Source organism: Bifidobacterium sp. MSK.17.10, assembly GCF_019129655.1.
GTDB lineage: Bacteria > Actinomycetota > Actinomycetes > Actinomycetales > Bifidobacteriaceae > Bifidobacterium > Bifidobacterium adolescentis.
In genome coordinates this window covers 268,794-286,164 of sequence record NZ_JAHOJD010000001.1, presented here as the reverse complement: position 1 = coordinate 286,164, position 17,371 = coordinate 268,794, and the positions used below count along the sequence as shown (strand labels likewise).

Genomic DNA, 17,371 nt, shown 5'->3' with positions numbered 1-17,371 from the left:
GCCGCACGTTCGCCGACCGTTCCGGTCCCCATTCGCGCAGTGGCGGTAATATGCCGACTATGAGCGAAAACAAGAAAGCCGGAAAAGCCGACACGTTCCTCAGCTGGACGTTGGGCGTGCTCGCATGCCTGTGGGTGGCGTGGTGCTGCGGCATCGGCCCGCTGTACTGGTTTGGCACCGGACTCGCCGACTTCGGCTGGGCCAACGTGCTGTACATGGCTATCGCCTTCGTTGTTTCGTTTGCTATATTGCGGTCTCTGGTCCGTTACGGCCGTGGCGAGCGCGTGCTGCCGACGTATTTCTCACGTCGATACGTCAAGCTGTGTCAGGAGGTGTCCGGCGCGCCGACGACGGTATTGGGCATCATGCTGCGCCATCTGAGCGACGCCGCGCATAGCCGACCGGGGCGCGCCATCCATGCGGTGATCGTCTGGATCGGCCGCAAGCTGACACGTTGCACCGACTGCTGGTGGAAGCTCATGCTGCTGTTCGTCATCGGCTGGCTGTGGATTCCGACCACCCTGCTCGCCGCGTACGGCGCCGACATCCGCTCCCAGATCCGCGAATTCAGCTGGGCGTTGAACCAGTGGACCGGACTGAAACAACCATACATCGGCTTCTTCTCATTCGTGCCGATGGACATCTACCCGACCGCGCATTACATGTGGCCGGCCAATCCCACGTATCTGACCGACCAGCACAACATCGTGCTGACCGTTTTCTACGGTGCGTTCGCCGCGGTCTCCCGGTATTTCACCGATTCCAACGACGCCGGCATCGTGGCGCTGGCCGCGCTGCAATGGCTGTTCGCCGCGTTCTGCTGCGCCGCCACCGCCAATCGTTTCTTCAATCTGCCGTGGCGTAGGCTGGGCGTCGGCACGTTCGACTTCTCCCATCCCGAACGGCACGACTGCTGGAACATGCGCGATTTCACCCATCCCGAGGCGGGTGTGGTGGCGCGTCCGTCCAGACTGCGCGCCGGCGCGAAGACGCGTTTCGTGATCCTGCTGTTCTTCATGGTGTGCCCGTTGGCGGTGTTCGCCACGATCTCACTGACCAAATCGCCGTTGTTCGCGTTCGCGTTCGTCTGGTGGTTCGGCGTGTGGTATGAGCTGCATATGACGCATATCAAGGCGCTGCCCACCATCAACGGCAAACCCATGAAACTGCGCAAACGTTCCTTGGCGGCACTGTTCATGTCGAGCTGCGTCATGCTGATCAGCGCCAAATACGCGTGGTACATCATTCTGTTCGCCGCGCTGCTGGCCATCATCAACGACCGTAAACGTTGGAAGACGTACGTGGTCGCATTGATGCTGCCGACCGTGCTCATCCATGGCGGCCTCGTCTATCTGGTGAACAGCGGTGCCGTCATCGGCGGCGATCCGATCGAAAGCCGTGGCATCCAGCTGCAGCAGATCGCCCGCGTGGCGAAATACAATCCGCAGGGCATTCCCGAGGACGCGGCCAAGAAACTCGCTCCCGTCTTCAACCTCGACCAGATGGCCGAATCATACTTCCAGCAGGACGCCGACCCGGTGAAATCGTCGGGCATCCAGTCCAAGAAGGTCAGCTACAAGTGGCGTACCGTCACCAAGGACGACATGAAGGATTTCAACGACGCATGGTGGCAGATCGTCAAGGCGAATCCTCAGATCGCGCTCGACGCGCTCTTCGCCGAATGCTTCGGATACTTCAACGTGACCGACCTGCCATACGTGTCGATGGACTACTACGTGAACAACGATTACGTGCAGTCCGACAACGAATGGATTCACCTGTACAACCACCAGTGGCGCAACCAGGTGGCCGGTTTCGCCAAGAAATGGGGACAGATTCCCGTGCTTGGCTGGGTGACGCACGGCAACCTGTATGTCACGCTGACACTGCTGATCGGCGCCGCCGAAGTGGTGCTGCGCCGATGGCGGTCGCTGTCATGGCATCTGCCGTTGCTGCTGCTTATGGGTGTGATGATCACCGCACCGGCCAACAATTTCGAACGGCATATGCTTCCGATCGCATTCGTGTTCGGATTCCTGTGCCTGGAGTTCTGGCGCGAGTCGCGTGCCGCGCGGCTTGCCGCACGCGAGGCGTCGTACGTTGTCACGTCGACGGCGGGCAAACGGCGTATTGGCGGGCGTCGCATCGACAGACAGCAGTCCGACAAGCAGGACGCCGACGAACGATATCTCGATGGACGACAGCTCGACGGACAGGAGAAGGAATCATGACGACCATATTGGATTCCGCATTGACCATGCCACGCACCTGCGTCGCAGCCGACCAGGTGATCGCGCTGGACTCAGTGGGCTCCACCAACACGTACGCCGCCGAATTGGTGCGCAAAGGCGCGCTGTTCGGCTCGACCAGCCGAGATGGCCTCGATGGCTGCGATGGACGCGATTGGACCGGCCGTGAAATCGTAGCGATCTGCGCCGACGAGCAGACCGCCGGCCGTGGCCGTCTCGACCATCAATGGACCAGCGCGGTGGGGGAGTCGTTCATCGTCTCCCTGGTGGTCAGCGTGCCTACGGCGATTGTGCGGGACACGTCCGTCAACGGCTGGCTGCAGATGATCGCCGGCTGCGAGGCGCGCAACGCGATTATCGCGGCCATCCGCGATTGCGGCGGCCCGCTCGGCAAGGACATCGTGCTCAAATGGCCGAACGACATTTTCGTCGACGGCAAGAAACTGGGCGGCGTGCTCGCCGAAATGGTTCCGCTTGCCGCAACTCCCATCGCGGACGGTACAACTGGTACCACTGATGTGGCTGCTGCAACGGAACGCGTCGGCATTGTCTTCGGCATCGGCCTGAACCTGGCCGTCCCCGAAGACCATCTGCCAACCGACAAGGCCACGTCGCTGCAGCTGGTCGCGCATGGCCTGCCCGATTCCATGACATTGCGCGACATGATCGCGGCCCATCTGGTGGACGGTTTGCGATCAAGGCTCGCCGATTTCGAAGCCGACCCGCAGCGTGAGGCCACGCGTGCGATGGAGGAGATGCGTCCGGTCTGCTGGACGCTCGGCAAGCCATGCGAGGCGCATTTCGTGGACGGCACCACCCTGCGCGGCACCGCGCTGGAACTCAACCCCGACGCCTCCCTCACCATCAGAGACGACAACGGCAACCTGCACACCGTGCGCACCGCCGACGTAGGCGTCCTACCCCAATAATTCTCTAACCCTCATCCCTCATAAAGTCGTAAAGCGCTTTTTTCGAAAATCGTACGTTTCAAAAAAACGCAATATTCGAGAAAAGCGGCATTTCCCAAAATCGCAATATCCAAAAACCGCGCCACCCGCAAACGCAACATTCCCCCAAAACGAGGTGGGGCCGGCGGATACCAACGTAAGACCGTAAAGACTCGGCCTGAGCGGCCCGGAGCGTGTCGCACGTTGGTATCCGCCGGCCCCACCGGACACAGCGAAAACGAAAATCACAGCGAAAACGGAAGACTGTATCAAAACCCGGAAATCACGAAGAAACCCGGAAATCACAGCGGAAATTCTCAGCGGAAAACCCTCAGCTGAAAATTCCCAGCAAAAAGTCGTAGAAAACTACCGCAGAAAAGTCGCTGCCGATAAAAGTCACTGCAGCTTTGCCAGTCCGCTCGCGACCAGCGAAGCCACAACCGCCTTGATGCAATCGCCCACAATGAAGCCCATCGAAGCGATGGCCACCACCGGCATCGCCACGCCCGTAATGGCGGACTGCACGATGAAGCCGAGCAGATAGTCAAGCACGATGCAGCCGGCCACGCAGGCGAACAGATACCGTGCGGCGGTCAACACAACATGCTTCAGGGAATCGACACGCGCCTTGCCCTTGAGCAGCGAGGTGACGACGGCGGCCGGCAGGAAACCGATGAGGAAGCCGGCGCTCGGGCCGACCAAAGCCATGGTGGACGCGCCGCCGGCGAACACCGGCAGACCAGCCGCGCCCGCGGCCAGATACATGAGCACCGCGGCGCCCGCCTGCTTCCACGGCAGCATCAGCGCGGCCAGCATGACCACGAAGGTCTGCAGGGTGATCGGAACCGGAGTGCCCGGAATCGGCACGGCGCCCGCCATGGAGGCGGCGGCGAGCAGCACGGCGAACAGCGTGGACTTCAAAACGGCGCCGAATTTGCCGCTGGTGGCCGTTTTGGCCGCGGATGAGATGGTCAGGATTGCGTTGCGCATGGTGGAATCCTCCCTTTTTTGCGGATGCTACAGGATGCTACAAAAACTGACGAAAATGAGTCTTTCGTCAATCAATGCTCCCCATCGTAGGGTTGCTAAGTTTCGGTAACGTTTGTGGAGCCTTACAAAAAGATCGCGAATCTTTTGTGGGAAACGAGTTCGTCGAATCACACCTCGACCGCCAAACTTGACATTATGCCTAAGAATGTCAACAAACTACTGGTGGCGAATCGCGGCGAAATCGCGCTTCGAGTCGTGCGCACCGCACGTGAGATGGGGATTCCCACGGTCACGGTCTACGCCGAACAGGACCGTCACGCACAGTACGTGCAGATGGCCGATGATGCGTATCTGCTGTCTGGCGACACCTACAAGGACACGTATCTCAACGAGGATCTGCTCATCGACATCCTGCAGCGCAGCGGTGCCGACGCGGTGCACCCTGGCTATGGCTTCCTTTCCGAAGTCGCAAGCTTCGCGCAGAAGGTCCTCGACGCCGGCGCCACGTGGGTCGGCCCGAATCCGAAGGCGCTCGTCGACCTGGGCGACAAGATCACGGCCCGCCGCGTGGCCACTTTCGCGAAGGTGCCGCCGGTTCCCGGCATTTCCCAGTCGATTTCCGACATGCGACTGCTGCTCGACTTCGCGCACACGCACGGCTATCCGCTGATGCTCAAGCGCACCGACGGCGGTGGCGGCCGCGGCATCACTCTCGTGCACAACGACGATGAGCTGCGTGGCTTCTACATGAACCACGATGCGCTGCAGGGCGGCGATTTGGACGAGTATTTCGTCGAACGGTTCATCGACAAGGGCCGTCACGTCGAAACGCAGTGCGGACGCGATTCGCACGGCAATTTCACCGTGTATTCCACCCGCGACTGCTCCGTGCAGCGCCGTAACCAGAAGCTGGTGGAGGAAGCGCCGGCGCCGTTCCTTTCCGACGGCGTGCTCGAACAGCTGGAGACTTACTCACGCCGGCTTTTCGAAGCGGTCGACTACATCGGTCTGGGCACTTGCGAATTCATGGTGACCGAACAGGGCAAGGTGTATTTCCTGGAGGTCAATCCCCGTCTGCAGGTGGAGCACACCGTCAGCGAAGAGGTCTGCGGCCTTGATCTGGTGCGAGAACAGCTCACCATCGCCAACGGCGGCGAGCTGACCGTCGACCACCCGCTGCGCGGACACAGCTTCGAGCTCCGGCTGACCTGCGAGGATCCGGCGAAGAATCTGGCGCCGAGCTCCGGCACGCTGACCAAGCTCGCATGGCCGTCCGGCCCTGGCATCCGCGTCGATTCCGGCGTGGTGGAAGGCGACACCGTCTCCCCGAAGTTCGATTCGATGATGGGCAAGCTCGTGGTCACCGCCTCCGACCGTGCGGCAGCCGTGGCACGTGTGCGCCGCGCGTTGGAAGAGCTCAAGGTGGAAGGCGTGCCGACCCCGGCAAGCCTGTTCGAGCAGATCTTCAACGACGACGAGTTCACCGCCGAGCATGGCGTGGCCTACGACGTGAGCACGAAATGGCTGGAACGCAAGTACCTGAACAAGGAAGCATCCTCCACCAAGGGCGGCCAGCCGGCATCCATGGCCGGCGCTTCGGGTGCGAAGGAAGCCGAGCAGAAGGAATCCAGCGAAACCTTCGTCATCGAAGTCAACAACCATCGTGTGTCGCTGACCGTGCCGAACGACATCGTGGCCAATCTGACCGGCGGCGCCAAGGCGCGTGACGCCAAGCGCGCCATCCAGCCGCTGCGCGGACAGGGCCTGCACCACGTCGAAAAGAAGCAGCAGGGCAACGACGGCCAGTCCGGTGTGATCGCCAGCCCGATGCAGGCGGTCGTCACACGCATCAACGTCGCCGAAGGCCAGGACGTGGCCAAGGGCGACCTGCTCGTCGTGCTCGAATCCATGAAGATGGAGAACTACGTGTACGCGCCGGTCAAGGGCACCGTCACCAAGATCTTCGTCGGCCCGGCCGCAGGCATCGAAGCGGGCGAGACGTTGATGACCATCGACGTCAACGGCGCTTCCAAGGCGGCTGACGGCAAGCCGGCAACGGACGGTAATACGGAAACCAAGACGGAAGGCGGCGCGAAATGACCGACATCATCGCAAGCCCGGCCGTCAAAGAGGCCGTGAAGGTCGTCATGGAACAGCAGGAGCGACTGGGTGACGAAGCGGCTGCCGAAGCCCGCGAATCGCAGCCGATCCGTACGTCCGTGCTGCGTGCCGCGCAGCTCGCCGCCGAAGCCGAAGACCACGCCCGCGGTCGCCAGCACGTCAAAGGCAAGCTGACCGCGCGCGAACGTCTCGACCTGCTGCTTGATACCGGTTCCTTCGAGGAAATCGGCCGTTTCCGCGGCGGCGACATCAACGGTGGCCGCGCAGGCTCCGCCGTCATCACCGGCTTCGGCGAGGTGTTCGGCCGCAAAGTGGCCGTCTACGCGCAGGACTTCTCCGTCAAAGGCGGCACGCTTGGCGTGGCCGAAGGCCGCAAGATCTGCCATCTGATGGACAAGGCGCTCGACCTCAAGGTGCCGATTATCGCGCTCATCGACTCCGGTGGCGCGCGCATCCAGGAGGGTGTGGCCGCGTTGACCGAATACGGCCACCTGTTCCGCAAAACCTGCGACGCCAGCGGTTTCGTGCCGCAGCTATCGCTGATCCTCGGCCCCTGCGCCGGCGGCGCCGTCTACTGCCCGGCCCTGACCGACCTGATCATCATGACCCGCGAGAATTCCAACATGTTCGTCACCGGTCCCGACGTGGTCAAAGCGGCCACCGGCGAAGTGATCAGCATGGACGATCTGGGCGGCGGCTACGTGCACAACGCCACGTCCGGCGTGGCCCACTATCTCGGCGAGGACGAGGCGGATGCAATCGACTACGCGCGTACCGTGCTCGCCTATCTGCCGTCCAACTCCGACCAGCAGCCGCCGGTCTACGCGTACGCGGCGACCCGCGCCGACCGTGACGTGGCCAAACGCCTCGCCACCATCGTGCCGGACAACGACCGCCAGCCGTATGACGTGCTCGACGTGATCCGCTGCATCGTGGACTACGGTGAATTCGTGCAGGTGCACGAACTGTTCGCCGCTTCAGCGGTGGTCGGCTTCGCCTGCATCGACGGCCATCCCGTCGGCATCGTGGCCAACCAGCCGAACGTCAACGCCGGCATTCTCGACGTCGACTCATCCGAAAAAGTGGCGCGATTCGTGCGCTTGTGCGACGCGTTCAACCTGCCGGTCGTCACCTTGGTGGACACCCCGGGCTACAAGCCGGGCGCCGAACAGGAACATGCGGGCATCATCCGCCGTGGCGCGAAGGTCATCTACGCCTACGCCAACGCGCAGGTGCCGCTCGTCACCATCATCCTGCGCAAGGCCTTCGGTGGCGCATACATCGTGATGGGCTCTAAATCCATTGGCGCGGACATGAACTTCGCCTGGCCATCCAGCCAGATCGCGGTGCTCGGCGCGGCCGGCGCGGTCAACATCATCCACCGCAAGGACCTGCAGAAAGCCAAAGACAACGGCAAGGACGTCGAAGCGCTGCGCGCCAAGTACATCGCCGACTACGAACGCACCACCGTCAACGCGAACCTTTCGCTGGAAATGGGCGAGATCGACGCCATGATCGACCCCGAACAGACACGCGAGACCATCATCGAATCGCTCCGCCTGCTCGCCAGCAAGAAACGCGTGCGCCGAACCAGCAAACACCACGGCAACCAGCCGCTGTGACGGACGCAACGCGACGTAACCAACGTAAGCAACCACAACAATCGCAAGAAATTTTGGAACAAGTAAGGAAGATTATGAACACCTTTTTTCTTGATCGACTGAACAGCGAGCCCCACGCGCTCGCCTTCGCCGGCCAATCCACCCCGTGGCCGGTGGCGCTCGCCGACCAGAGCGCGAATCCGGCGCTCGACGAGGCCCTGCACACCCATGCGGCCGCCGCGCAGGCGCTGCTGTATCCGGTGTCCGCCGAGCTGCTCGCCACCACCGGACGCCCGGTCGACCTGTTCGGCTTCGAACCGAACCCGGCACGTCTGGGCGCCGCAGCCGCGGCTTCCGCCAGCGTTCCCGGCATCGCGCTGACCCAGCTGGGCGCGCTGCTCGACGCCGCCGCACTCGGCTACAATCCGGCCCAGGCCAAGCCGGTCGTGGTGCTCGGCCACTCCCAGGGCGTGCTTGCCGTGCATATGGTGCAGGCGATCTGCGAAGCCGGTTCCATCGACGCAGCCGCAGCCAAGATCGACGAGATTCTTGCGATCGCAACGCTGATCGGCGTCGCCGGCACCCGTCAGGCACGCCAGCTCGGTCTCGCCGCACGCCACGGCGAGGCGACCCCGATGCTGTCCGTCAAGGACATCACCCGCGCCCAGGTGGACGCGCTGATCGAACGCGTCGACGGCGCACGTGGCCCGATCGCCGTGGCCGTCACCAATTCCGCCACGCATTATGTGTTGTCCGGCTATCCGGAGGACCTGGCCGCATTCGGCGTGGAGGTCGCCAAGGAACACAAGCGTCAGGCCAAGCTGCGCGAGGAGAAGGTGCGTGGCGGCCGCGTGTTCGGCCCGACGCTCGAATATCTCGACGTGACCCTGCCGTTCCACAGCCCGCTGATGGCCGATGCCGTCTCCCAGGCCGTCGCATGGGCCGAGGCCTGCGGCATCAACGCCGACCATGCCCGTGAGCTCGCCGCCGAAGTGCTGCTCAACCATGTGGATTGGGCCGCCCGCGTGCGCGCCCTGATGAAGTCCACTGATCCGAGCGCCCTGTGGGTGCTGGACTTCGGTCCGGGCAACACCGTCGGCAAACTGTTCTCCACCGTGGCCCAGGGCACCGGCGTCGGCGTGGTGGAAGCCTCCACCGTGGCCGATCGCGGCGCGCTCTCCACGCTTGAGACCCTGCCGGAACGCACCCAGAACTGGACGCGTTTCGCGCCGAGCATCATCCACACGTCCGCCGGAGACAAGGTGCGCACCGCGTTCACCGAACTTACCGGCAAGGCTCCGGTGCTGCTGGCCGGCATGACCCCGACCACCGTGGAGCCGGAGATCGTGGCGGCTGCCGCCAACGCCGGCTACTGGGCCGAGCTCGCAGGCGGCGGCCAGGTCACCGCCAGCGTGTTCGACCGTCACGTGGCCAAGCTCGAGGAGGAACTCGAGGAAGGCCGCACCGTCGAATTCAACGCCATGTTCATGGACCGCTACCTGTGGAACCTGCAGTTCGGCTCCCAGCGCATCGTGCCGAAGAAGCGTGCCAGCGGCACCCCGATCGACGGCGTCGTCGTCTCCGCAGGCATTCCGGAATTCGACGAGGCCGTGGAACTCATCCACAACCTCAACGCCGACGGCTTCCCGTACGTGAGCTTCAAGCCGGGCACCGTCGACCAGATCCGCCAGGTGGTGCGCATCGCCAAGGCCGTCGCGCCAACCAAGGTGCTCATCGAGGTCGAAGGCGGTTCCGCAGGCGGCCACCACTCTTGGGAATCGCTTGACGATCTGCTGCTGAGCACCTACGCCGAAGTGCGCGAGCAGGCCAACCTCGTGCTCGTGGTCGGCGGCGGCATCGGCACGCCGGAACGCGGCGCCGACTACATCACCGGCGAATGGGCCGCCGAATACGGCCGTCCGCTCATGCCTGTAGACGGCGTGCTTGTCGGCACCGCCGCCATGACCGCCAAGGAAGCCCACACCAGCCCCGAAGTCAAGCAGATGCTCGTCAACACCCCGGGCATTCCGGTCAAGGGCGATGGCAACGATCCGTTCGCCCCGCTGGGCGAGCAGTGGGTGCCGTCCGGCCAGGCCAAGGGCGGCGTCACCTCCGGTCTGAGCCACCTGCACGCCGACATCTACGAGCTGGAGAACTCCTCCGCCCGCTGCGGCCGCCTGCTGGTGCGCGTCATGAAGCACCCGGAGGAGCTGGAAAGCCGTCGCGACGAGATCATCGCGGCGCTGAACGCCACCGCCAAGCCGTATTTCGGCGATCTGAAGACCATGACCTACCTTGAGTGGGCCCAGCGTTTCGCCGACCTCTCCTTCCCGTGGGTGGACGAAACCTACGCCGATCGCTTCCTGCACCTGCTGCAGCGCATCGAAGCCCGCGTCACCACGCAGGAAATCGGCGAATTCGCATCGCTGTTCGCTTCCCGCGCCGACGTCGAAGCCGATCCGAACGCCGCGATCGCCAAGCTTGCCGAAACCTACCCGCAGGCCGGCAAACTGACCGTCACCCCGATGGACGAGGCGTGGTTCCCGGTGCTCGTGCGCGAGTATCCGAAGCCGATGCCGTTCGTGCCGGTCATCGACAACGACCTGCTGCGTTGGTGGGGCCAGGACCAGCTGTGGCAGTCCGAGGACTCCCGCTATTCCGCCGATTCCGTGCGCATCATCCCCGGCCCGATCTCCGTGGCTGGCATCACCACCGTGGATGAGCCGGTGGCCGACATCCTCGGCCGCTTCGAAGCCGCCATGGTCAAGCGCGTGTCCGCCGAATCGGCGAGCGCCGACAAGACCGCCTTCGCCCAGTTGGGCGCGGCCGTCTCCGCCGAGGAATTCATCCGCAAATCCCCGAACATCTCCTGGGTCGGCCACCTCATGGCCAACCCGGCGTACGGCACCGCCAACGGTGACGCCAACTATGAGATCCGCAAGGTGGCTGTCGAAGGCAGTGTCGAAAAGTACGACCTCGACATCCATCTCGACACCTTCTGGGACAACGATCCGGACGGCGGCGCCTCCAAGCACGCCGTACGCGACATCGTCATTCCGCTGAACGTCGACGGCAACGAATCCGGCCTGTTCCCGGTCGTGGACCGCGACCGTCTGCCGGAGCACGTCTACCGCATGCTCGCCGACACCGCGGGCATCGGCAACACCGCCATCACCGGCGACAAGCTCACCGCCATGCCGCAGATCGAGGAAGTGTCCGACAAGACCGCCTTCCCGTTCGGCCAGGCGCACACCGGCTACACGCTGTCCGCCAACCTCGGTTTCGACCATGAGGCCGCCACCGGCGGCGCGCTGCCGAGCGACCTCGTGCCGTCCCGCATCGCCCCGGACGCGCTCGTCGGACCGGCTTGGCCCGCCATTTACGCGGCCCTCGGCTCCGTGTACGTCAACGGCTTCCCGGTCATCGAAGGCCTGCTCAACGCCGTGCATCTCGACCACCTCATCGAACTCGAGGTGAGCGAGGACGAGCTGCTGAAGCACACCGGCGAGCGCATCGAGCTCACCAGCTGGGCCGACGACTACTTCGAATCCGCTTCCGGCCGTGTGGTGACCATCCACGTCACGCACACCGCTCAGGACGGTACGCTGCTTGCCAACGAAACCGAGCGTTTCGCCATCCGCGGCCGCGCGTACTCCGACGCGCTGCCGCCGGAAGCGCCCGACTATGGTGGAATCGAAGCCGAAATCGAAAGCACTCCGCGCCGTCTGCTGCGTCGTGTGAAGGTCGTCGCTCCGCACGAGATGACCGCTTTCGCCCGTACTTCCGGCGATTTCAACCCGATTCACACCTCTCATCGCGGTGCCGCCGTCTCCGGTCTCGCCGCGCCGCTCGTGCACGGCATGTGGCTGTCCGCCACCGCCCAGTACGCGGTGCAGGCGCTCGACGAGAAGGGCGCGCATTACGAGATCGCAGGCTGGACGTACAACATGTACGGCATGGTGCAGCTCGACGACGAGGTGGAGATCTCCATCGAACGCGTCGGCCGTGTGGCCCACGCCGGCATGGTGCTGGAAGTGACCAGCCGCATCGACGGCAATATCGTGTCCCGTGGCACCGCCATCGTGCGTGCGCCGAAGTCCGCCTTCGTCTACCCGGGCCAGGGCATCCAGAAGCAGGGCATGGTGCTCGACGAGCGTGCCAAGTCCCCGGCCGCACGCGAGGTGTGGGAGCGCGCCGACAAGGTGACCCGCGAGAAGCTCGGCTTCTCCATCCTCGCCGTCGTGCGTGATAATCCGAAGGAACTGACCGCCAACGGCGTGACCTACCGTCATCCGGAAGGCCTGCTCAACCTGACCCAGTTCACGCAGGTGGCGCTCGCCACCGTGGCGTTCGCCCAGACCGCTCGTCTGCGCGAAGCCGGCGCGGACATCTGGCCCGCCTACTTCGCTGGCCACTCGCTGGGCGAGTACAACGCGCTGAGCTCCTTCGCAGGCGTGATTCCGCTGGAAACCGTGCTGGAGCTGGTGTTCCACCGTGGCTCCACCATGCACCACCTCATTCCGCGTGACGAGAAGGGCCGTTCCAACTACCGTATGGGCGCGCTGCGTCCGAACCAGTTCGGTGTGGGCGACGACGGCGTGCGCGAATACGTCGAATCCGTTTCGAAGGCTTCCGGCGAGTTCCTGGAGATCGTCAACTACAACCTTGCCGGACAGCAGTACGCCGTGGCCGGAACCATCGCCGGTCTGAAGGCGCTGAAGGCCGATTCCGCCCGTCGCGTCGCCGAATACGGCGGCAAGCCGGCGTTCATGCTGGTGCCGGGCATCGACGTGCCGTTCCATTCCACGCTGCTGCGCAAGGGTGTGCCGGAGTTCCGCGACAAGCTTGACGCGCTGCTGCCGAAGCACATCGACTACCGTGGCCGTCTGGTGGGTCGTTATATTCCGAATCTGGTGGCCGTGCCGTTCGAGATGACCAAGGAATTCGCCGCGAAGATCCTTGAGGTCGTGCCGTCCGAGCGCATCAAGGCCGCGTTGGACGATCCGAAGGTGTGGGATTCCTACGCCGAGGACGATCAGAAGCTCGGCCGTCTGCTGCTCACTGAACTGCTGAGCTGGCAGTTCGCCTCCCCGGTGCGTTGGATCGAAACCCAGGCGCTGCTGTTCGGTTCCGCCGAACAGGGTGGCCTTGGCGTGGAGGAGTACGTCGAGGTGGGTCTCGGCAACGCTCCGACGCTCGCCAACCTCGGCGCCAAGACGCTGCGCCTGCCGCAGTTCGCCGGCCGTGACGTGACCGTCTACAACGTCGGCCGCGACGAAGGCCGCGTCTACATGACCGATTCCGATTCCCTCGTTGCCGACGACGATGCTGACGATTCCGTCGCAGCACCGGCAGCAGCTTCGGCTCCGGCCGCTGCCGCCGCAGCGCCTGCCGCGGTCGCCGCAGCACCCGTCGCCGCAGCCCCGGCTGCCGCCGCACCGGCCGCACCTGCCGGCGCTCCGTCCGGCGCCGCAGTCGCGGATATTCCGTTCAACGCTTCCGACGCGATCGCCATGCTGCTGGCATATTCGGCGAAGGTGCGTCCGGACCAGATCGGCGAATCCGACACCACCGACACCCTGACCAACGGCGTCTCCTCTCGCCGTAACCAGCTGCTTATGGACATCAGCTCCGAGCTGGGCGTGGCTTCCGTGGACGGCGCCGCCGAAGCGACCGTCAAGGCGCTGAGCGCGCTGGTCGACAAGGTGGCCCCGAACTACAAGGCGTTCGGTCCGGTGCTGTCCGACATCGTCCGCGACCGTGTGCGCGGCCTGTTCGGCGCCGCCGGCGTGAAGCTCGGCCAGATCACCAAGCGCGTGACCGACACCTGGCAGCTCGGCGAAGGCTGGGCCTCCCACGTGGTCGCAGCCCTTGTGCTGGAAACCCGCGAAGGCGCCAGCTCCCGCGGTGGCGACCTCGCCTCGCTGAGCACCGAAGCCGCTTCCAATGCGGCCGCCGCCAACGCGCTGATCGACGCGGCCGTGCAGAAGGTCGCTTCCGACAAGGGCGTGGCCGTCGCCATGCCGAGCGCAGGTGGCGCAGCCGGTGGCGCCGTGGTCGATTCCGCAGCCCTGGACGCGTTCGCGGCCAAGGTGACCGGTGCCGACGGCGTGCTCGCCTCCACCGCCAAGTTCGTGCTGAACCAGCTGGGCGTCACCGCTTCGGTCGCCGACGATTCCGCCGACGAGAACGCCGCCGTGGTGGCCGCCGTCGAAGCCGAGCTCGGCTCCGACTGGCCGAAGCAGGTCGAGCCGCGCTTCGACGAGCGCAAGGCCATCCTGTTCGACGACCGTTGGGCATCCGCACGCGAGGACCTGTCCCGCGCCTACTACGACAACGACGCCTCCGCACTGGACGGCAGCTTCATCGGTCTGGGCAAGGCCGTCGCCGATGAAGCCGCATGGTATGCGGGCAAGACCGCTGACGCCGAGCTTGCCGCCGCGTTCAAGCGCGTGGCCGACGAGGCGCTCGAGCAGACGAACGATTCCGCCGAAGCAAGCCGCTTCGCAGGCGATATCGCCGTCGTGACCGGCGTTGCCCCGAACTCCATCGCCGCACAGGTCGTCAACGGCCTGCTCGCCGGAGGCGCAACCGTCGTGGCCACTTCGCACAGCTTCAGGCAGAGCGTGAAGGCCTGGGCCAAGCAGACCTACCGCGAGCATGCGGCAGGTGACGCCAAGCTGTGGCTCGTTCCGGCGAACCTGTCCAGCTACCGTGACGTGGACGCTCTCGTGGCGTGGGTCGGCAACGTGCAGAAGAAGACCTCCGGCGCGACCACCACGATCCTGAAGCCCGCCTACGAGCCGAGCCTGTTCTTCCCGTTCGCCGCTCCGCCGGTGCACGGCACGTTGGCCGATTCCGGCGAGCTGTTCGAATCTCAGGCGCGCCTCATGCTGTGGGGTGTGGAACGTGCGATCACCGGCTTCGCGAAGATTGGCGCCGACACCGACGTGCAGCACAAGCTGCATGTGATCCTGCCGGGATCCCCGAACCGTGGCGTCTTCGGCGGCGACGGCGCGTACGGCGAGGTCAAGAGCGCCTTCGACGCGATCGTCAACCGCGCCCGCGCCGAAAAGGTGTGGTCCAGCCGCGTCACCTTCGCCCATCCGAAGATCGGCTGGGTGCGTGGCACCGGCCTGATGGGCGGCAACGATCCGCTGGTCGAAGTCGTGGAACGTCACGGCCTGAAGACCTACTCCACCGCCGAAATCGCGGTCAAGCTGCTCGAGCTGTCCACCAAGGAATCCCGCGAACAGGCCGTCAAGGCCCCGCTCGACGTGGACCTGACCGGCGGCCTCGGCAGCGAGCCGATCAACATCAAGGCACTGCGCGCCGAAGCCATGGAGGACGCGGCCAAGGCCGCTGCCGCCGAAGCCGGCGATGAGGACAAGCAGGGCGATTGTGCCGCTGCGGCAACGCTGATCAAGGCACTGCCGAGCCCGCGCGCCCCGCGTCAGGCGAAGGTCGATCTGAAGGATTGGCAGCACGTCACCGCCCGTCCGGAAGACGAGATCGTCATCGTCTCCATCGGCGAGCTGGGCCCGTGGGGCTCCGGCCGCACCCGTTTCGAAGCCGAACTCGGCATCCACTCCGACGGCAAGGTCGACCTGTCCGCCGGCGCGGTGCTCGAACTCGCTTGGAACATGGGCCTGCTGAGCTGGAACGACAGCCCGAAGCCGGGCTGGTACGACACCGACGGCAACCTGGTGCCCGAAGAGGACATCGCCGAACGCTACCACGACGAGGTCGTGGCCCGCTCCGGCGTGCGTCCGTTCGAAGAGGGCATGGGCAACGATTACAAGGACGGTGCCGACGAGGAGGAGGCCGAGGTGTTCCTCGACCACGATGTGACCTTCTCCGTTCCGACCCGTGAGATCGCCGAGGAATACGTCAAGCTCGACGAAGCCCACACCAGCTACGCGGCCGACGCCGAATCCGGCGAGTGGAACGTCACCCGCCACGCCGGCTCCATGATCCGCGTGCCTCGCCGCGCGGCCATGACCCGCACCGTCGGCGGCCAGTTCCCGAAGGGCTTCGACCCGGTCAAGTGGGGCATTCCGGCCTCCATGGTCGGCGACGTGGACAAGATCGCCCTGTGGAACATCGTCACCACGGTCGACGCCTACCTGTCCGCGGGCTTCACCCCGGCCGAGATCCTCGAAGCCGTGCACCCGTCCATGGTGGCCTCCACGCAGGGCACCGGCTTCGGCGGCATGGCCTCCATGAGGAAGCTGTACCTCGACCGGTTCCTCAACCACGAGATTCCGACCGACATCCTGCAGGAAGCCCTGCCGAACGTCGTCGCGGCCCACGTGATGCAGTCCTACATCGGCGGCTACGGCAACATGATCCAGCCGGTCTCCGCCTGCGCCACCGCCGCCGTCTCCCTTGAGGAAGGCGCCGACAAGATCGCCCTCGGCAAGGCCGACTTCGTGGTCACCGGCGCGATCGACGACATCGGCGTGGAATCCGTGATCGGCTTCGGCAACATGAACGCCACCGCCAACTCCGAGGAGATGTACGCCAAGGGCATCGACGCGCGCTTCTTCTCCCGTGCCAACGACCGTCGTCGCGGCGGCTTCGTCGAATCGCAGGGCGGCGGCACCATCCTGCTGACGCGCGGTGACATCGCGCTGAAGCTCGGCCTGCCGGTCGCCGGCGTGGTCGGATTCGTCCACTCCTACGCCGACGGCGCGCACACCTCCATCCCGGCTCCGGGACTGGGCGCGCTCGCAGCTGGCATGGGCGGCAAGGACTCCAAGCTCGTGCACGACCTCGCCAAGCTCGGCGTCACGCCGGACGACATCGCCGTGGTCTCCAAGCACGACACGTCCACCAACGCCAACGACCCGAACGAGTCCGAACTGCACAACACGCTGGCCCACGCCATCGGCCGCACCGACGGCAACCCGCTGTTCGTGATCTCCCAGAAGTCGCTCACCGGCCATGCCAAGGGCGGTGCCTGCATCTTCCAGGTCAACGGCCTGACCCAGCTGTTCAAGTCCGGCGTCGTTCCGGCGAACGCGGCCCTCGACTGCGTCGACCCGAAGCTCAAGCGCGACGACCACATGGTCTGGCTGCGCGAGCCGCTGAAGGTCGGTTCCGTCAAGGCCGGCCTGGCCACGTCGCTCGGCTTCGGCCACGTGTCCGGTTTCGCCGCGATCGTCAACCCGGGCGCCTTCGAGGCTTCCGTGGCGAACACCGTCGGCGAGGACGCGCTGAGCGAATGGCGCGACCGTGCCAACGCGCGTCTCGCCGCCGGCCAGCGTCGCCTTGAAGAGGGCATGATGGGACGCGCCGCGCTCTACGAGCCGATCGACAACCGCCGCTTCCACGAGGACGGCCGCGGCTACGACGCGCACGAGGTGGAGAAGGCCATGCTGCTCGATCCGAACGCGCGCCTCGCGTCCACCGGCTATTTCGAAGCGTGAGACGGCTACGTCGAAATCTGTCCTAAATATGG

At 64.9% G+C, this 17,371-nt stretch carries 6 protein-coding genes; 5 read left to right on the top strand and 1 reads right to left on the bottom strand.

Going from position 1 to position 17,371, the window contains the following annotated elements; all coding sequences use genetic code 11:
* The first annotated feature begins 50 nt into the window (after positions 1-50).
* Together KSX58_RS01210 and KSX58_RS01205 are read left to right on the top strand one after the other, a co-directional pair.
* On the top strand, positions 51-2,231 hold the full coding sequence (locus KSX58_RS01210) for a DUF6020 family protein (RefSeq protein ID WP_217735828.1): 2,181 nt from the start codon (positions 51-53) through the stop codon (positions 2,229-2,231).
* A complete protein-coding gene (locus tag KSX58_RS01205) occupies positions 2,228-3,178 on the top strand; it encodes a biotin--[acetyl-CoA-carboxylase] ligase (RefSeq protein ID WP_003807780.1) in 951 nt (316 codons plus the stop codon). Before KSX58_RS01210 ends, KSX58_RS01205 begins: the two co-directional genes overlap by 4 nt.
* A 414-nt stretch (positions 3,179-3,592) precedes the next feature.
* On the opposite strand, the gene KSX58_RS01200 is transcribed toward KSX58_RS01205, so the two are convergent.
* Positions 3,593-4,186 (bottom strand): biotin transporter BioY, encoded by a 594-nt coding sequence (locus tag KSX58_RS01200; protein WP_046998975.1) that lies wholly within the window; start codon positions 4,184-4,186, stop codon positions 3,593-3,595.
* A gap of 195 nt (positions 4,187-4,381) precedes the next feature.
* On the opposite strand from KSX58_RS01200, the gene KSX58_RS01195 reads away from it, so the two are divergent.
* From KSX58_RS01195 to KSX58_RS01185, 3 genes are all read left to right on the top strand, one after another.
* Entirely contained in the window at positions 4,382-6,286 is a 1,905-nt protein-coding gene (locus KSX58_RS01195) for a biotin carboxylase N-terminal domain-containing protein (RefSeq protein WP_085407535.1), read from the top strand.
* A complete protein-coding gene (locus tag KSX58_RS01190) occupies positions 6,283-7,929 on the top strand; it encodes an acyl-CoA carboxylase subunit beta (RefSeq protein ID WP_038444019.1) in 1,647 nt (548 codons plus the stop codon). The genes KSX58_RS01195 and KSX58_RS01190 overlap by 4 nt, the downstream gene beginning before the upstream one ends.
* A gap of 74 nt (positions 7,930-8,003) precedes the next feature.
* A complete protein-coding gene (locus KSX58_RS01185) occupies positions 8,004-17,339 on the top strand; it encodes a type I polyketide synthase (protein WP_217735829.1) in 9,336 nt (3,111 codons plus the stop codon).
* Positions 17,340-17,371: the final 32 nt, after the last annotated feature.

Bases quoted from the DNA above. Each gene is read 5' to 3' on its own strand.
- KSX58_RS01210 (WP_217735828.1), top strand. From the start codon at position 51: ATGCCGACTATGAGCGAAAACAAGAAAGCCGGAAAAGCCGACACGTTC.
- KSX58_RS01205 (WP_003807780.1), top strand. From the start codon at position 2,228: ATGACGACCATATTGGATTCCGCATTGACCATGCCACGCACCTGCGTC.
- KSX58_RS01200 (WP_046998975.1), bottom strand. From the start codon at position 4,186: ATGCGCAACGCAATCCTGACCATCTCATCCGCGGCCAAAACGGCCACC.
- KSX58_RS01195 (WP_085407535.1), top strand. From the start codon at position 4,382: ATGCCTAAGAATGTCAACAAACTACTGGTGGCGAATCGCGGCGAAATC.
- KSX58_RS01190 (WP_038444019.1), top strand. From the start codon at position 6,283: ATGACCGACATCATCGCAAGCCCGGCCGTCAAAGAGGCCGTGAAGGTC.
- KSX58_RS01185 (WP_217735829.1), top strand. From the start codon at position 8,004: ATGAACACCTTTTTTCTTGATCGACTGAACAGCGAGCCCCACGCGCTC.